Here is a 15,488-nt window from a genome sequence, read left to right on the forward strand (position 1 = left end):
CTTTTTTGCGAACGAAATGAAGCAATAAGTTGAACTATTAGCAATCGCAAAAAGAGCTCCGTTCAAGCCGGGCTGCAATCGTATTGCGTTTCAAAATAATGTTTAAAAAAAATCTGGAGGTGAAATTTGAAAACAGGAAAAAACTCAAAACGAATCCGAAGGATTCAATATCAGTAGCCGTAGGTGAAACCTATGGAATGGATATAAACCAAACAAATCAGAACCCGAAGGGTTCAATCTTAAACGGAAAAATATTAAAAATGAACAATACCATTTCACAAATAGAGAATATAGAATTAGAACAGCCAAAATCGGTAGAAATATCCGGTTCAAAAGCTGTTTTGGAAGCGCTATTACAAGAAAACGTTGATACGATTTTCGGTTATCCCGGTGGCGCAATTATGCCGATTTATGATGCTTTGTACGACTATTCCGAAAAACTGAAACATATTTTGGTTCGTCACGAGCAAGGTGCCATTCACGCTGCACAGGGATTTGCAAGAACTTCCGGAAAAACGGGGGTTGTATTTGCAACCAGTGGTCCGGGAGCAACCAATCTGGTGACAGGTTTAGCGGATGCGATGATAGACAGCAATCCGATTGTTTGTATTACAGGTCAGGTTTTTGCCTCGCTTTTGGGAACAGATGCTTTCCAGGAAACGGATGTCATCAATATTACAACTCCGGTTACAAAATGGAATTATCAGGTGACTGATGCAACAGAAATTCCGGAAGCGATTGCCAAAGCTTTTCATATTGCAGGTACAGGTCGCCCCGGTCCGGTTTTGATTGATATTACCAAAAATGCCCAATTGCAATTATTCGAATATTTTGGCTATAAAAAATGTAATCATATCAGAAGTTACCGACCGGAACCGGAAATCAGGAACGAATATATTGAGAAGGCTGCAGAATTAATTAATCAGGCTAAAAAGCCACTCGTTCTTTTTGGGCAGGGTGTTATCTTAGGAAAAGCCGAAGAAGAATTCAAAGCTTTTATAGAGAAAGCTAATCTTCCTGCAGCAGCGACTGTAATGGGATTGAGTGCTCTTCCAACCAATCACAAGCTACACGTCGGAATGTTAGGAATGCACGGAAACTATGCGCCAAACGTAATGACCAACGAATGCGATGTTCTTATTGCAGTCGGGATGCGTTTCGATGACAGGGTAACAGGTCGTTTGGATAAATATGCCAAACAGGCGAAAGTAGTTCATCTCGATATTGACCCGGCCGAAATCGATAAAAACGTGAAAACGACCGTTCCGGTGTGGGGAAATTGTAAAAAAACACTTCCACTTTTAACTGCTTTATTGAAAAACAATGACCATTCAGGATGGTTGGGGAAATTCCGTGAACTGGAAAAAGAAGAGATCAAAGAAGTCATTCATAACGAGCTGAATCCTACAACCGATATAATGACAATGGGAGAAGTGATTAAAGTTCTTAATGAACTGACAAATGGCGACGCCATTATTACGACAGATGTTGGTCAGCATCAGATGGTGGCGTGTCGATATGCTCAATTCAATAATTCCAAATCCAGCGTAACCTCTGGCGGATTGGGAACAATGGGATTTGGTTTACCGGCGGCGATCGGAGCTTGGTATGGTGCACCGGAAAAAACGGTAGTTGCAATCATTGGAGATGGCGGATTCCAAATGACTTTGCAGGAATTAGGAACCATTATGCAGTTCGGAGCGAAGGTCAAAATCCTGATTCTAAACAATGAATTCCTCGGAATGGTAAGACAATGGCAACAGCTTTTCCACGACAGGCGTTACTCTTTTGTAAATATCACGAGCCCGGATTTCATAGCCGTTGCAAAAGGGTATTACATCGACGGGCAAAAAATTTCTGAAAGAAAAAACCTCAAAACAGCTTTGGAAACAATGCTCAATCACGATGGAGCTTATCTTTTGGAAGTAATGGTTGGAAAAGAAAATAACGTTTTCCCAATGGTAGCCCAGGGAACTTCGGTATCAGAAATCAGATTAAAATAATTAGAGTCAGAAGTTAGAAGTAAAATGTAATCACTTTTCGCTTCTCACTATTAACTTTTCACTTTTAAAATGGAAAAACAAGAATTTACCATCACATTATACACCGAAAACTCGGTTGGATTAATCGGCAGAATATCCGGGATTTTCTCAAGAAGAAAAATCAATATCGAGAGTCTTAATACATCGCCTTCCGAGGTGGAAGGCATTCACAGATTCACGGTTGTGATTCACGAAGCTGAAGAAGTTGTCAGAAAACTTTGCCGTCAGCTGGAAAAGCAAATCGACATTCTGAAAGCTTATTTCAATACCGATGACGAGATTGTCTGGCAAGAGCAGGCACTGTATAAAGTTCCTGCAAATGTTGTGACAGAAAAGGTCTATGTAGAACGATTGCTTCGTCAGTATGGCGCATCTACGGTTGTGATTCGTCAGGATTACATCGTTTTTGAAACGGCAGGACATCGGGAAGAAATCGACCGGTTAACTGAAGAGCTCAACAAATACGGACTCATCGAATTCGTGCGCGGCGCAAGAATCGCCATCATCAAAAAAAGCGCAGGAATCCACGAAAAAGTCCTCGAGTTTGAAAAAAGAGAACCATCTCCCGAACTTATTGAAAACGAATATCTCGATAAAAGAGACGATGTTTTCACAATGTAAATAAACAATCAAACTTTGTTGAGCTTAAGTGCCTTTATCTCAAAGTTTTTATTGAATTCAAAGAAATCGATGAATCTTCGATTTGTGAACTTAAAAACATTGAATTGTTGAAAAACCTTTGTGCGCTTTGTGTTTAATTTTCAATAAATATTCAAAACAGAATTTAAAAATCAAAAAAATATTAATCCTAAAAAGTAGTTACGGTAATCTTTTTACTTCATACTTTTTACTTTTTACTTAAAAATATGGCAAATTATTTCAATACCTTATCACTCAGAGACCAGTTGTATCAGTTAGGACAGGCGGAATTTATGGACAGTTCAGAGTTTTCTGATGGCGTTTCTGCATTGAAAGGAAAGAAAATCGTAGTGGTTGGCTGCGGCGCTCAGGGGCTGAATCAAGGTCTGAATCTCAGAGACAGCGGACTGGACGTTTCTTACGCATTGCGTCAGGAAGCTATCGACCAAAAGAGAGATTCGTGGAAAAACGCAACCGAAAATAATTTCAAAGTCGGAACTTACGAAGAACTGATTCCCACTGCGGATTTGGTCATCAATTTAACGCCTGACAAGCAACACACTTCGGTAATCAATGCGGTTCAGCCTTTGATGAAACAAGATGCGACTTTGTCCTATTCACACGGTTTCAATATCGTGGAAGAAGGGATGCAGATTCGTAAAGATTTGACGGTAATTATGGTCGCTCCAAAATGTCCGGGTTCCGAAGTTCGTGCCGAATATCTGCGAGGTTTCGGTGTTCCGACGCTGATTGCCGTTCATCCTGAAAATGACCCTCAGGGAAAAGGATGGGCAGAAGCAAAAGCATATTGTGTAGGAACAGGCGGTCACAAAGCCGGTGTTTTGAAATCCTCTTTCGTGGCAGAAGTGAAGTCCGATTTGATGGGAGAACAGACGATTTTGTGCGGACTTTTGCAGACAGGTTCTATTCTTTCGTTTGACAAAATGGTCGAAAAAGGAATTGATGCAGGTTACGCTTCCAAATTGGTTCAATACGGTGTTGAGGTCATTACAGAAGCCTTGAAACACGGTGGTGTAAGCGGAATGCTGGACAGACTTTCTAACCCTGCAAAACTGAAAGCCTTTGAATTGTCAGAAGAACTGAAAGATATTATGCGCCCGCTTTTCCAAAAGCACCAGGACGATATTATCTCCGGCGAATTCTCCAAAACAATGATGGAAGACTGGGCAAATGGTGATGCCAACCTTTTGAAATGGCGTGCAGAAACAGGAGAAACAGCTTTTGAAAAAACACCGGCAGGCGATGTGAAAATCGAGGAGCAGGAATATTTTGACAATTATCTTTTGATGTCGGCCTTTGTCAGAGCGGGTGTTGAGTTGGCTTTCGAAACAATGGTCGAAGCCGGTATCAAGCCGGAATCTGCTTATTATGAATCGCTTCACGAAACCCCTTTGATTGCCAATACCATCGCACGAAAAAAACTGTTCGAGATGAATCGTGTGATTTCCGACACTGCAGAATACGGCTGTTATCTTTTCGACCAGGCTTGCAAACCTTTGCTGGCAGATTTTATGAAATCGGTGGATACGGACGTGGTTGGAAAAGACTTTAACGAAGGTAAAAATGCGTCGGTAGACAACGCACAATTGGTTTATGTGAACGATGTTTTAAGAAATCATCCTGTAGAAATTGTCGGAAGAAAACTACGTCAGGCAATGACGGCGATGAAGTCTATCAAAACAGTTTAAAATAAGAAGCTAATCCCGCTTGGAGTTTATGCTGAGCGAAGTCGAAGTGCTATATCTTTTGCTTTTCGTTCCTCATCACAAAAGGATGCCGCTGCAATCGGGGCTATGGGATTTGTCATAAAATTAAAAATCCAGCATTAACATCATATTTGTCATTCCGTAGGAATCTCAGCAATGAATTTAACGTAAATCGTTTAGATTACTGCGGAATGACAAACTAACTGTTATTTGGTTTGTGTTCTTTGTTTAGCGAAGCGCCTTTGCGAACCTTAAAATATTTTCAATAAGATTATAAAAAACCTTTGCGCCCTTGCGTTTAAAAATAAAATAATGTCAATCCCAATCATTAAAATTTCAAACCTGAATTTTCAGTATGATAAACCAATATTGAACAATTTCGACTGGGAGATATCTTCCGGAGAATGCTGGATGTTAGGCGGATTGAGTGGAAGTGGAAAAACAACTTTAGCTAAAATCATTTCCGGAGAAATCAAAAACTTTGAAGGAAAAGTTGAGGTCAATTTTGATGAAAATTCAACATTGCGAAAAAAAGTTCTGTATGTTTCCAATTGGTTTCAGTTCACTAATCTGGAAGGCGACCGCAATTTTTATTATCAACAGCGATATAATCAATTTGCTAAAAATGATACACTAACTGTTTTTGCAGAACTGAATCATTTCGGGAAAGAAGAAAATCTGGATTTCGGAATATTAGAATTGTATTTAAAACCTTTTGGATTTGAGAATTTCAAAAATCAGCAATTGATAGAATTGTCAAGTGGCGAACACAAGAAATTACAATTGCTGAAAGCATTTTGGCTAAAACCTCAGGTTTTGATTATCGACCAGCCTTACACAGGTTTGGATGTCAAATCTAGACAGTTTTTGAACCAAGCTTTTGATGATTTAATTAAAGAAAATGTCACATTGGTTTTAATTAATAATGATGACGAATATCCTGAAAACGTTCAGTATTTTGTAGAAATAGAGAACGGAAAATTAGTTCATAAGAATTCTCCAAAAGACTTTTCCAAAGGAGAAGAAAGAATGCCAAAATCGCTTCCTTTTTTCCTTCAAGACAATCGGGAAAACGAACAGGGAAGTCTCATCAAACTGGAAAATATCAATATCTCTTATGGTGAAAAACAAGTATTGAGAAATATCGATTGGGAAGTCAATTCCGGTGAGCAATGGCTGTTGCAGGGTCATAATGGCTCGGGAAAATCAACATTGCTCAGTTTGTTGAATGGTGACCATCCGCAGGCTTATGCCAATGAGATTTATCTTTTCGGGCAAAAGCGGGGAAGCGGGGAAAGTATCTGGGACATCAAAGAAAAAATCGGAATGATTTCGCCTGAGTTGCATTGGTATTTCGATATGAATGCAAATGTCGGACAAACCGTTGCTTCCGGTTTTTTTGATTCGATGAGTTTGTATCAAAAACCGAGTTTTGACCAGCAACAACAATTGGAGCAGATGCTGCATTTCTTCGATTTGAAAGATGATAAAAATAAGAAGTTAAATACTTTACCGCTTGGGAAACAACGTTTGGCTTTACTCGCAAGAACATTGATTAAAAAACCAAAGCTTTTGATTCTGGATGAGCCTTGTCAGGGAATGGACAAGGAACAGACGCAATATTTCAATCAGGTAATTGATGATTTGGCAGGTCAGGGACAATCGTTGATTTACGTTGGGCATTTTGAATCTCAATTACCAAAAAAACTCAGTCACAAACTCGTTCTGGAAAACGGAAAAGTAAAAATTAATAGTCGAGTAGAATTAATAAAGTATTGAAGGATAATTTACTCTCGCAGATTTAGCAAATTTAGCTGATTCACAATTTTAAATCTGCCCAATCAGCAAAATCTGCGAGAATTATAAAAATTATTAAAATAATTAAGTTTAAAACCAACATCAAAGAATCTGTAATATAAATGAAGATGAATGAAACGATGTCATTTCCAACTCTGGAAGCAATAAAGGAAACCCAGAAAAGTATAGAAAATGTGGTGAATTACACGCCATTGCAATACAATGCCCGATTGTCAGAAAAATTTGGAGCCAATATTTTCCTTAAAAGAGAAGATTTGCAGCCCGTGAGGTCTTACAAGCTGCGTGGGGCTTACAATAAAATTAAAAGTCTTTTTAATGAAGGCAAAACTTCGGACGGTATAGTTTGTGCAAGCGCCGGAAATCACGCTCAGGGAGTGGCTTTTTCTTGTAAACAGCTACAAATCAAAGGAACGATTTTTATGCCTGTGACAACACCCAAGCAAAAACTGGAACAGGTTGAAATGTTTGGTGGAAAGCTTGTCGAAATCAAACTGGTAGGAGATACTTTTGATACGTCCAAAAATGCAGCCTTAGATTTTGCAGAAAGTTCCGGCGCAGCATTTATTCATCCTTTTGATGATATTCAGATTATTGAAGGACAGGCAACTTTAGCATTGGAAATTTTGGAGCAACAGAAAGAAAATATTGATTTTGTTTTCATTCCGATTGGCGGTGGTGGTTTGGCTTCCGGAATTTCAACGGTTTTTAAAGAGCTGTCAAAAGATACTCAATTAATTGGAGTAGAACCAAAAGGTGCAGCTTCAATGAAAATTTCCATTGATAATAATCTCAATACAGAATTGCCGGAAGTGGATAGTTTCGTAGATGGAGCAGCGGTAAAAAGGGTAGGGGATTTGACTTTTGAAATTTGCAGAAACTCTCTTTCAGACTGTATTCCTGTGGATGAAGGGAAAATATGCGATACGATTCTTCAGTTATATAACAAAGATGCGATTGTTTTGGAACCTGCAGGAGCATTATCTATTTCGGCTTTAGAGCACTATCGAAATCAGATTAAAGGTAAAAATGTGGTCTGTATTGTCAGCGGAAGCAACAATGATATTACAAGAATGGAGGAAATCAAGGAACGTGCTTTACTTTACAATGGTTTGAAACATTATTTTATGGTTAAATTTCCGCAGCGTCCCGGTTCTCTGAAAGATTTTGTTCTGAATGTTCTCGGTTCAAATGACGATATCACCCACTTCGAGTATACCAAAAAAAATTCAAGGGAAACTGCTTTGGCAATTGTCGGAATCGAGCTTTCCAATATTTCCGATTTTAATGGCTTGAAACAGAGAATGCAAAAACTAGGGTATTTTGAATCTTATCTTAATGATAATCCTGATGTGCTGAATATGCTTGTTTAATCAACTTTATTGTTAAGACGTTTTTGAGAAAGACAAACCCGAAAAAGAATAATTCATTAGTTGTTTAAATTTTCAAAATTGGTGAAAAGCGATTGACAAAAACTATAAAAGAGATATGAAAATTTATTTTGTACTAAATGGTACAGTTTAGTACCTTTGTTTCATCAAAATAGAAATAATGGCAGGAAGACCAAAAATATTCGACGAACAGGAAGCCGTAAAAAAAGCAACTGAAGTTTTTAGATCAAAAAGTTATGACACGGCTTCTGCAGAAGAATTGTTGACTGCTATGGGAATAGGAAAAGGAAGCTTTTATCTGGCTTTTAAAGGAGGAAAAGAGGAATTGTATATCCGTTCAATCAAACAGTTTGCTGAAGATTTTAATCAAAAAATGGGTTTGGCTGTTGACAATTCAGAAGATCAGATTGAATTTATCAAACAGTTTTTTTTAAAACTTGCTGACGCTGCAGATTGTGATATTGAAAGAGGCTGTTATCTTGGAAATGCTCTGGTTCAGCTTTCTGAAAAGAATGATGAAATTAAAAAAATAACTGCAACACTATTGAAGAGCTTGCAGAAAATTTTTGCTAAAGCTATTAAAAATGCTCTTAAAAATAAACAATTGAAAACCAAAGAAGATCCTGAAATTTTAAGTTGGCATCTTACTAATCTTTGGAACGGAATTCACGTTACACGACGAATGGAAAAATCACCGGAAATCTTACGTTCACTTATTGAGATGAACCTGAGAATCTTGGAATAATTAATCAAGGTTCTAAAAATAAAAATCTGCTCATTTTTGTACTGATTGGTACAATTTAAATATAACTTAAACAAAACAAATTATTATGAACATTACAAACAACACTATCCTGATTACTGGTGGAGGTTCAGGAATTGGTTTAGAAATTGCAAAAGTTTTAAGCCCTGCGAATAAAATCATCATTGTCGGACGAACAAAAGAAAAATTAGATGAGGCAGCAAAAGATTTAGAAAATGTCTTCACTGTACAGGCGGATATTACAAATGAAGCTGATGTAGACAGATTATATGAAGAAGTAAAGACCACTTTCGGAGGTATCAGCATTCTGATTAATAATGCCGGAAATGCTTATGTTTACAACCTTGCGGATGCCGGAGATATTTACAGCAAAGCATTGGCAGAGTTTACTACGAATTATTTTGCCCCGATCCGTCTGACGGATAAGTTTCTTCCCATCTTAAAGGAACAAAAAGAAGCTGCTATCGTAAATGTTTCATCTATTGTCGGATTGGTTCCGGGTTCTCATGTTCCCACGTATTCCGATTCTAAAGCAGCTCTTCATTCTCATACCAGATTGTTAAGATACGAATTGGCAAAGAACACCGGTGTGAAAGTTTTTGAATTGATGCCACCATTGGTAAACACAGATTTTTCAGCAGAAATAGGAGGCAAAGAAAACGGAATTCCTGCTTCTGAAGTTGCTAATGATCTTTTGAAGGCTCTTCAGGAAGATATTTATGAAATTCGTGTAGGGAATACAGGATTGGTTTACAATAATTATTTTGCTGCCACAGAAGATGCTTTTGCAACCTTTAATAGTTAAAATTCATTAGTCCTGTTTTAGGATTGATTCCATATATTTTTATCTCTCACAGTCTTTTGTGGGAGATTTTTTTTAAAGCTAATAGTTAAAATAATTACCCAATACAACAATGATTTCGTTTTCTTACAATTTATGCTGTAGGGATGTATCTACATTTGTGTCAGAAAGAACTAAAAAATCTGTCATGGAGTATTTATACAAACAATATTTATCAGAAAGCAGGAATATTCGGGTTGAAGAAGGACTTATAATCATTCCTGATATCAGTGGCTATACAGAGTTTGTAAGTAGCATTTGTATCGAAGCAGGTCGTTACATTACCGGAGAACTGCTTTCTACAATTTTGCAAGCCAATAAATTGGGGATGAACGTGTCCGAAATTGAAGGAGATGCAATATTATTCTACAAATTTGGTAAGAAGCCTTCTATGAAGAGAATTTTAAAACTATATGAAACAATGTTAAGAAGCTTTACTATAAAACTTAGGGAAATTGAAGCTATCATTGGACATGACTTAGGTTTGTCATTAAAATTAATAGCACATTACGGAACTTTCTCAGAATATACTATCGGAACTTTTAAAAAACTTTACGGAGAACCGGTCGTTAAAGCACATTCACTTTTGAAAAATACTATAAAAAGTAAGACTTATATATTGATGACCAATGCTGTCGTTTCTAAGGAAACAGCCAAAAAAGAAAAAGAATATTTTTTTATCAATTACCAGTTGCAGAACAATTTTATAACAACCATAAAAAACAAAAGAAATGGAACAAACAACAAAAACAACATTCGACAGATCAGCTTACAATCCGGTATTGTTTAAAAGTTACAAGGTCACTAAAAAACTAATTAAGTATAGCTTTTACATTGCTTTAATCTATTTTGCCTATGAAGGTTTTATGGCCTGGGATTAATTTCTCATAGTATAACTATCCGCCGTTGATGAGAATAGCTCATCAGCGGTTTTTTATTGTTCATCAGTATTGTAAAATTTTAAATACATTTGTTTAGGCTAAGAACCTATAGAAGAAAACAAATTGGTTTAAATTAAGATGCTAACGATTTTCATTCAAAAAGTTAGAAATATGAAAGGTTATAATAGTTACCGAATATCTGCTCCTACAGAATTTAAAGATATTTTTTCACATTTTTACTATGGAGAAAACAGATCCGGAGAAACTGTAGAAAAAACACTTTTACCTTCATATCAGACGATAATGATTTTCAGTTTTGGTACTCCCGCATCGTTTATTTCTAAAAATAAAGAGGAGATTAAAGTTGAAAAATGTATTGTATTGGGGCCTATAAAACGTGCCTTTAACTATATTTTGCCTGAAGACGCCGAAATTTTGGTTTGCAATTTTAAAGACGATGCTTTTTTCAGGTTTTTTGGAAATGCAGCGTTGACTGATGATTTAGCAATGCATCCGGATGAATTGCTAAATCAGAATTGTTTTACAACACTTTGGTCCGAATTAAAAAAGATTGATTCCAATGAAAACAGGGTTCAGGCTATGCTGGATTTTTGCCAGCCCTATTTACGGGATAGAGACAGTATTGCGGAACAAATTGCTGCCTTTGACCGTACTAGCTTCAGCCCAATAAAAGAAATCTCTAAAAGGAACAAAATATCCGAAAGATCATTACAGACGAATCACAAAAAACATTTTGGATATACCTCAAAGGAGATTTATCGGTATCAGCGCTTTTTAAAAGCAATTCAGATTATCCAGAACAATTCTTGCAAAAACATTAAAATAGACTGGTTTGATGTCATCAATCAATGTGGTTATTATGACCAAAGCCAGCTTATCAAGGATTTTAGGCATTATATTCATCTAAGCCCTTCCAAATACCTGAAATTCCAGGAGTCTATATGTGATCCTAAGAATTAATTGAATATTCATAGTTTTTTATAAGATCAAACCAATCAATATTATAATTGGTTTGGTCTTATCTGTTTTTTAACCATACAAATATGTAAAATAGGAGATTTCGTTTTCTTACAATTTTAGCTCCTGTAATACACCGAATTTTGAGGTATTAAAAAACAGTTTTATGAAACGTACAAATCTTTTAATTACAGGAGCAACGGGAAGTGTAGGAACACAACTCGTTAATAAATTGGTTAATATGAATGTCTCTTTCAGAGCCCTTGTCAGAAACAATGATCAGGGAGATCTGATGGCTCATTTGCCACAAACAGAAATAGCAGTTGGTGATCTCTCGGATAGCGATAGCCTTGTTCAGGCATTGCAGGGAATCGAGAAAGCATTTTTGCTTACAAACTCATCAGAGCAAGCGGAAGAACTTCAGCTTAATTTCGTGAATGCGGCATATAAAGCAGGTGTAAAACATATTGTGAAATTATCTCAGCTGGCTGCCAATGAGAATTCCCCCGTACGTTTTCTCAGATATCATGCTGTTGTTGAAAACAGGATCAAAGAATTGGGAATGAATTATACATTTTTACGTCCCAATTTGTTTATGCAGGGTCTTATAGCGTTTGGACATTCCATTAAATATGAAGGGAAGTTTTATGGTTCGTTGGGAAATGCTGCAGTTAGTGCTGTTGACATCCGTGATATTGCAGGAGTTGCGGCAAAAGTATTAACAGAGAACGGACATGAAAACAAAATCTACAATATAACGGGAGAAGAATCTCTTACCCATTTTCAAATGGCAGAAATACTTTCCCGCATCTTGAAAACAGAAATCAGCTATATAGATTTAAATTCAGAACAAATGCACGGAGCATTAACTGTTGCCGGGTTTCCTGAATGGCAAATAGGAGGTCTTATCGAAGATTATGCTCATTATGCAAGAGGAGAAGCCTCTGAAATTTCTAATACTGTTCATCATATAACGGGAAAACCTGCAATCGGTTTCGAACAGTTTGTTCATGATCATTTAAAGTTTTTTAAATAATTCATTAATCTTAAAAATAATAAACAATGAAAATGTTAGTGTATAGTTTTCTTTTATTAATAGGATTACTTGTAATAACGATTATTGGTCTGGAAGTATTCACTTCATACACTGTGTCAGAATCTATCAATGAAAAAGCCCCTGTAAAAACCTATCAGGAAATTACAATAAATGCCCCTGCTCAAAAAGTTTACCATATTATGAGTGATATAGACCATTGGGAAGATTGGCATAGTGATGTTAAAGATCCTAAACTAAGCGGACCATTTAGAAAAGGAAGCTCTTTTGATTGGAAAAGTGGTGGATTAACCATTCATTCGACTTTGCATACCGTATTGCCAGAACATAGAATTGGCTGGTCAGGTAAAGCTTTCGGAGCATTTGCAATTCATAACTGGTCATTCATAGAACACGAAGGAAAAACAACAGTGAAAGTTGAAGAAAGTATGGAAGGGTGGTTAGTATCACTATTAAGCAATACATTTCAAAAAGGCCTGGAAAGCTCATTACAAATCTGGTTAAAGAATCTTAAAGTAAAAGCGGAAAAAAAGTAAATTTAAAATACTTATTTTAAAATGATTTAATAGATTGAGAATCCTATCAGGATTCTCAATCTATTACATTATGGATAATAGTAGAAATGTATGAAGTTTTAAATCATTAATACATCAATTTTCTATTTTGGTGAAGAGACCTATTATCCATCGAAATTCTATTATCGGTAATTTTATAACCGCTTACATGCAAAAATGGTAAAAAAAAATATTAATTTTTGATGTTTTTTTTGTTTAAAAGTGTTTTTTTTACACTTGTTTTTATTTTTTTTTAACTTTTTTTTTCTTAATTCTTATCATAATATTTAGATATAATAATAAAAAATTTTCTTATTGTAATTTTTGATATAAATACTTGTTAATTGAACTATTACAATATTTATAAGTATAAATTTAATGATAACCTTATCATATTTTATATGTGAATGTTTTCATAAAAAATCGATATGTAAATAGTTGATATTTAGGTGTTACTGTGGAAAATATTTTTTTTATTCAATTGAATTTTTATATTTGTCATGTTACATAAATGTTAACACGTCAGATGAACTCAAACTTTATTCATACATATGTATCGGTGGACTGTGTTGTTTTCGGATTTGATCACGAAAATCGACTGAATATTTTACTGGTTGAACGCCACCTTGACGAGAAAAGACAAATTAAGCTTCCCGGAAGTCTTATTTTTAGTGATGAAGATGTAGATGATGCAGCCCAAAGAGTTTTGCATGAACTGACAGGAATAAAGAAAATGATCCTTAAGCAATTCAAATGTTTTGCAGATCCTATGAGAGCAAATAATGAGAATGATATTAAATGGATGGGAATGGAGTATAAGCATCATATTGACAGAATTATTACAGTAGCATACTTATCTCTATGTAAAATAGATCATAAAATTAACAGCACAAAATATAGTACGGTAGATTGGTTTCCGGTTGATGAAGTTCCTTCTCTGCCATTTGATCACAATAAAATTATCAATGAATCTTTAGTGGAAGTAAGAAAATGGATAGAACTGGATTTCTCTATTATTTTTGAACTTCTTCCAAAGAAGTTTACCATCAGGCAGCTCTATCAGTTATACAGTGCTCTGAGTGAAAAGTATATCGATATTAAGAATTTCCATAAAAAAATATCTTCCTTCAGTTACATTGTTCCGTTGGATGAGATTGAAACCAATGTATCGCACCGTGCAGCAAGATACTATAAGTTTGATGCTAAGATTTACAAAAAAAACAATACTAAACTAATAAAATAATTCTCCTCTCTACATTATGTATTTACTAGGCTATGATATCGGCAGCTCGTCTGTGAAAGTTTGTCTCATTGAAGCATCCAGCGGAAAAGTGATTGCATCGGAATTTTCTCCTAAAAAAGAAATGAAAATCACTGCTGTTCATCCCGGTTGGGCAGAACAGAATCCTGTCGACTGGTGGACAAACCTGAAGCTTGCTCATGAAGCCGTAATGCATGAATCGGGAATACATCCCGAAGATATTAAAGGAATCGGGATTACCTGGCAAATGCACGGTTTGATTTTAGTGGATAAAGATCAGAATTTATTAAGACCTTCCATCATCTGGTGTGACAGCCGTGCCGTTCCTTATGGAGAAAAAGCCTTCAAAGAAATCGGAGAAGAAAAATGTCTGTCTCATTTATTGAATTCGCCGGGAAATTTTACCGCTTCGAAATTAGCATGGGTAAAAGACAACGAGCCGGAAATTTTTGAAAAGATTGATAAAATAATGCTTCCGGGAGATTATATCGCCATGAGACTTTCCGGAGAAATCGGAATGACGATTGAAGGATTATCAGAAGGGATTTTCTGGGATTTTAAAAACAATTGTATTTCAGAAGATATCATCAATTACTACGGAATTCCAAAGAGCTTTTTCCCTGAACTTATCCCGACTTTCGGAATTCAGGCGACAGTTTCTGCGGCGGCGGCCCAGGAATTAGGCTTAAAAGAAGGAACTCCAATTTCGTACAGAGCAGGAGACCAGCCAAATAATGCATTGTCATTAAATGTTTTCAACCCGGGTGAAATTGCCTCTACTGCAGGAACTTCAGGGGTTGTCTACGGTGTTTTAGACCAATTGGAATATGATAAATTATCAAGAGTAAACACTTTTGCGCACGTAAATCATTCCGAAGAATTAACAAGATTGGGCGTTTTACTTTGCATCAACGGAACGGGAATTTTAAATTCCTGGTTAAAGCATAATCTCGCAACATCTTTATCTTCTTATGGAGATATGAATGATTTAGCATCACTTTCACCAGTCGGAGCCAAAGGTTTAAGCATTATTCCTTTCGGAAACGGAGCAGAAAGAGTGCTTGAAAATAAGGAAACGAATTGTTCCATCCACGGAATTAATTTCAATATACATACAAAAGGAGATATTTTACGTGCTGCGCAGGAAGGCATTGTTTTCTCCTATGAATACGGAATGAATATCATGAGAAATATCGGAATGGATATTCAAGTAATTCGTGCAGGAAATGCCAATATGTTTTTAAGTTCGATTTTCAGAAAATCACTGGCCGGAGTGAGTAATGCTGTTATTGAGCTTTATGATACAGACGGAGCGGTAGGCGCTGCAAGAGCCGCCGGAATGGGAATCGGTTTTTATGCAGACTCTAAAGAAGCTTTTGCTTCTCTCGAAAGAATTGCTGTCATAGAACCCCAATTAGAAAAGCGAGAACAATATCTGGAAGCCTATTCAAGATGGAAACAACATCTTAACGAAATAGTATAATCCCACAACAAAGGAATTTTCCATTGTACTTATTGACCTTTTGAGATCAGTGAGCTGGG

13 protein-coding genes are annotated in these 15,488 nt (G+C 36.2%); all 13 read left to right on the plus strand.

Annotated elements, in window-relative coordinates; translation table 11 throughout:
- The first annotated feature begins 260 nt into the window (after window positions 1-260).
- Window positions 261-2,003, plus strand: coding sequence for a biosynthetic-type acetolactate synthase large subunit (ilvB, locus tag MKS83_RS00980; RefSeq protein ID WP_240583218.1), 1,743 nt, complete (start codon window positions 261-263; stop codon window positions 2,001-2,003).
- Window positions 2,004-2,072: 69 nt separating this feature from the next.
- Window positions 2,073-2,663 (plus strand): acetolactate synthase small subunit, encoded by a 591-nt coding sequence (gene ilvN, locus MKS83_RS00985; protein WP_240581578.1) that lies wholly within the window; start codon window positions 2,073-2,075, stop codon window positions 2,661-2,663.
- A 245-nt stretch (window positions 2,664-2,908) separates the two neighbouring features.
- Window positions 2,909-4,390 carry a ketol-acid reductoisomerase gene (gene ilvC, locus MKS83_RS00990; protein WP_240581579.1) on the plus strand — a complete coding sequence of 494 codons (1,482 nt, stop codon included), beginning with the start codon at window positions 2,909-2,911 and terminating at the stop codon, window positions 4,388-4,390.
- 330 nt (window positions 4,391-4,720) lie between these two features.
- Window positions 4,721-6,187: an ATP-binding cassette domain-containing protein gene (locus MKS83_RS00995; protein ID WP_240581580.1), complete on the plus strand. Its 1,467-nt coding sequence runs from the start codon at window positions 4,721-4,723 to the stop codon at window positions 6,185-6,187.
- A gap of 140 nt (window positions 6,188-6,327) precedes the next feature.
- Window positions 6,328-7,596 carry a threonine ammonia-lyase IlvA gene (ilvA, locus tag MKS83_RS01000; protein WP_240581581.1) on the plus strand — a complete coding sequence of 423 codons (1,269 nt, stop codon included), beginning with the start codon at window positions 6,328-6,330 and terminating at the stop codon, window positions 7,594-7,596.
- 178 nt (window positions 7,597-7,774) lie between these two features.
- Window positions 7,775-8,359, plus strand: a complete 585-nt coding sequence (locus tag MKS83_RS01005; protein ID WP_240581582.1) for a TetR/AcrR family transcriptional regulator — start codon at window positions 7,775-7,777, stop codon at window positions 8,357-8,359.
- A gap of 85 nt (window positions 8,360-8,444) precedes the next feature.
- Window positions 8,445-9,182: an SDR family oxidoreductase gene (locus tag MKS83_RS01010; RefSeq protein ID WP_240581583.1), complete on the plus strand. Its 738-nt coding sequence runs from the start codon at window positions 8,445-8,447 to the stop codon at window positions 9,180-9,182.
- A gap of 184 nt (window positions 9,183-9,366) precedes the next feature.
- A complete protein-coding gene (locus MKS83_RS01015; RefSeq protein WP_240581584.1) occupies window positions 9,367-10,008 on the plus strand; it encodes a DUF2652 domain-containing protein in 642 nt (213 codons plus the stop codon).
- 262 nt (window positions 10,009-10,270) lie between these two features.
- Window positions 10,271-11,080, plus strand: coding sequence for an AraC family transcriptional regulator (locus tag MKS83_RS01020; protein WP_240581585.1), 810 nt, complete (start codon window positions 10,271-10,273; stop codon window positions 11,078-11,080).
- Window positions 11,081-11,243: 163 nt separating this feature from the next.
- The gene (locus MKS83_RS01025) at window positions 11,244-12,113 is read left to right on the plus strand and encodes an SDR family oxidoreductase (RefSeq protein WP_240581586.1); all 870 of its coding nucleotides are present in this window, start codon (window positions 11,244-11,246) and stop codon (window positions 12,111-12,113) included.
- 26 nt (window positions 12,114-12,139) lie between these two features.
- Window positions 12,140-12,667 (plus strand): SRPBCC family protein, encoded by a 528-nt coding sequence (locus MKS83_RS01030; protein WP_240581587.1) that lies wholly within the window; start codon window positions 12,140-12,142, stop codon window positions 12,665-12,667.
- A gap of 544 nt (window positions 12,668-13,211) precedes the next feature.
- A complete protein-coding gene (locus tag MKS83_RS01035; RefSeq protein ID WP_100376955.1) occupies window positions 13,212-13,928 on the plus strand; it encodes an NUDIX hydrolase in 717 nt (238 codons plus the stop codon).
- Window positions 13,929-13,944: 16 nt separating this feature from the next.
- Window positions 13,945-15,429, plus strand: coding sequence for a xylulokinase (locus MKS83_RS01040; protein ID WP_240581588.1), 1,485 nt, complete (start codon window positions 13,945-13,947; stop codon window positions 15,427-15,429).
- Window positions 15,430-15,488: the final 59 nt, after the last annotated feature.

It is taken from the genome of Chryseobacterium sp. Y16C (assembly GCF_022488405.1).
Lineage (GTDB): Bacteria > Bacteroidota > Bacteroidia > Flavobacteriales > Weeksellaceae > Chryseobacterium > Chryseobacterium geocarposphaerae.

What these genes read in the sequence shown, in the direction of transcription:
- ilvB (WP_240583218.1), top strand. Translation starts at nt 261, where the DNA reads ATGAACAATACCATTTCACAAATAGAGAATATAGAATTAGAACAGCCA.
- ilvN (WP_240581578.1), top strand. Translation starts at nt 2,073, where the DNA reads ATGGAAAAACAAGAATTTACCATCACATTATACACCGAAAACTCGGTT.
- ilvC (WP_240581579.1), top strand. Translation starts at nt 2,909, where the DNA reads ATGGCAAATTATTTCAATACCTTATCACTCAGAGACCAGTTGTATCAG.
- MKS83_RS00995 (WP_240581580.1), top strand. Translation starts at nt 4,721, where the DNA reads ATGTCAATCCCAATCATTAAAATTTCAAACCTGAATTTTCAGTATGAT.
- ilvA (WP_240581581.1), top strand. Translation starts at nt 6,328, where the DNA reads ATGAAGATGAATGAAACGATGTCATTTCCAACTCTGGAAGCAATAAAG.
- MKS83_RS01005 (WP_240581582.1), top strand. Translation starts at nt 7,775, where the DNA reads ATGGCAGGAAGACCAAAAATATTCGACGAACAGGAAGCCGTAAAAAAA.
- MKS83_RS01010 (WP_240581583.1), top strand. Translation starts at nt 8,445, where the DNA reads ATGAACATTACAAACAACACTATCCTGATTACTGGTGGAGGTTCAGGA.
- MKS83_RS01015 (WP_240581584.1), top strand. Translation starts at nt 9,367, where the DNA reads ATGGAGTATTTATACAAACAATATTTATCAGAAAGCAGGAATATTCGG.
- MKS83_RS01020 (WP_240581585.1), top strand. Translation starts at nt 10,271, where the DNA reads ATGAAAGGTTATAATAGTTACCGAATATCTGCTCCTACAGAATTTAAA.
- MKS83_RS01025 (WP_240581586.1), top strand. Translation starts at nt 11,244, where the DNA reads ATGAAACGTACAAATCTTTTAATTACAGGAGCAACGGGAAGTGTAGGA.
- MKS83_RS01030 (WP_240581587.1), top strand. Translation starts at nt 12,140, where the DNA reads ATGAAAATGTTAGTGTATAGTTTTCTTTTATTAATAGGATTACTTGTA.
- MKS83_RS01035 (WP_100376955.1), top strand. Translation starts at nt 13,212, where the DNA reads ATGAACTCAAACTTTATTCATACATATGTATCGGTGGACTGTGTTGTT.
- MKS83_RS01040 (WP_240581588.1), top strand. Translation starts at nt 13,945, where the DNA reads ATGTATTTACTAGGCTATGATATCGGCAGCTCGTCTGTGAAAGTTTGT.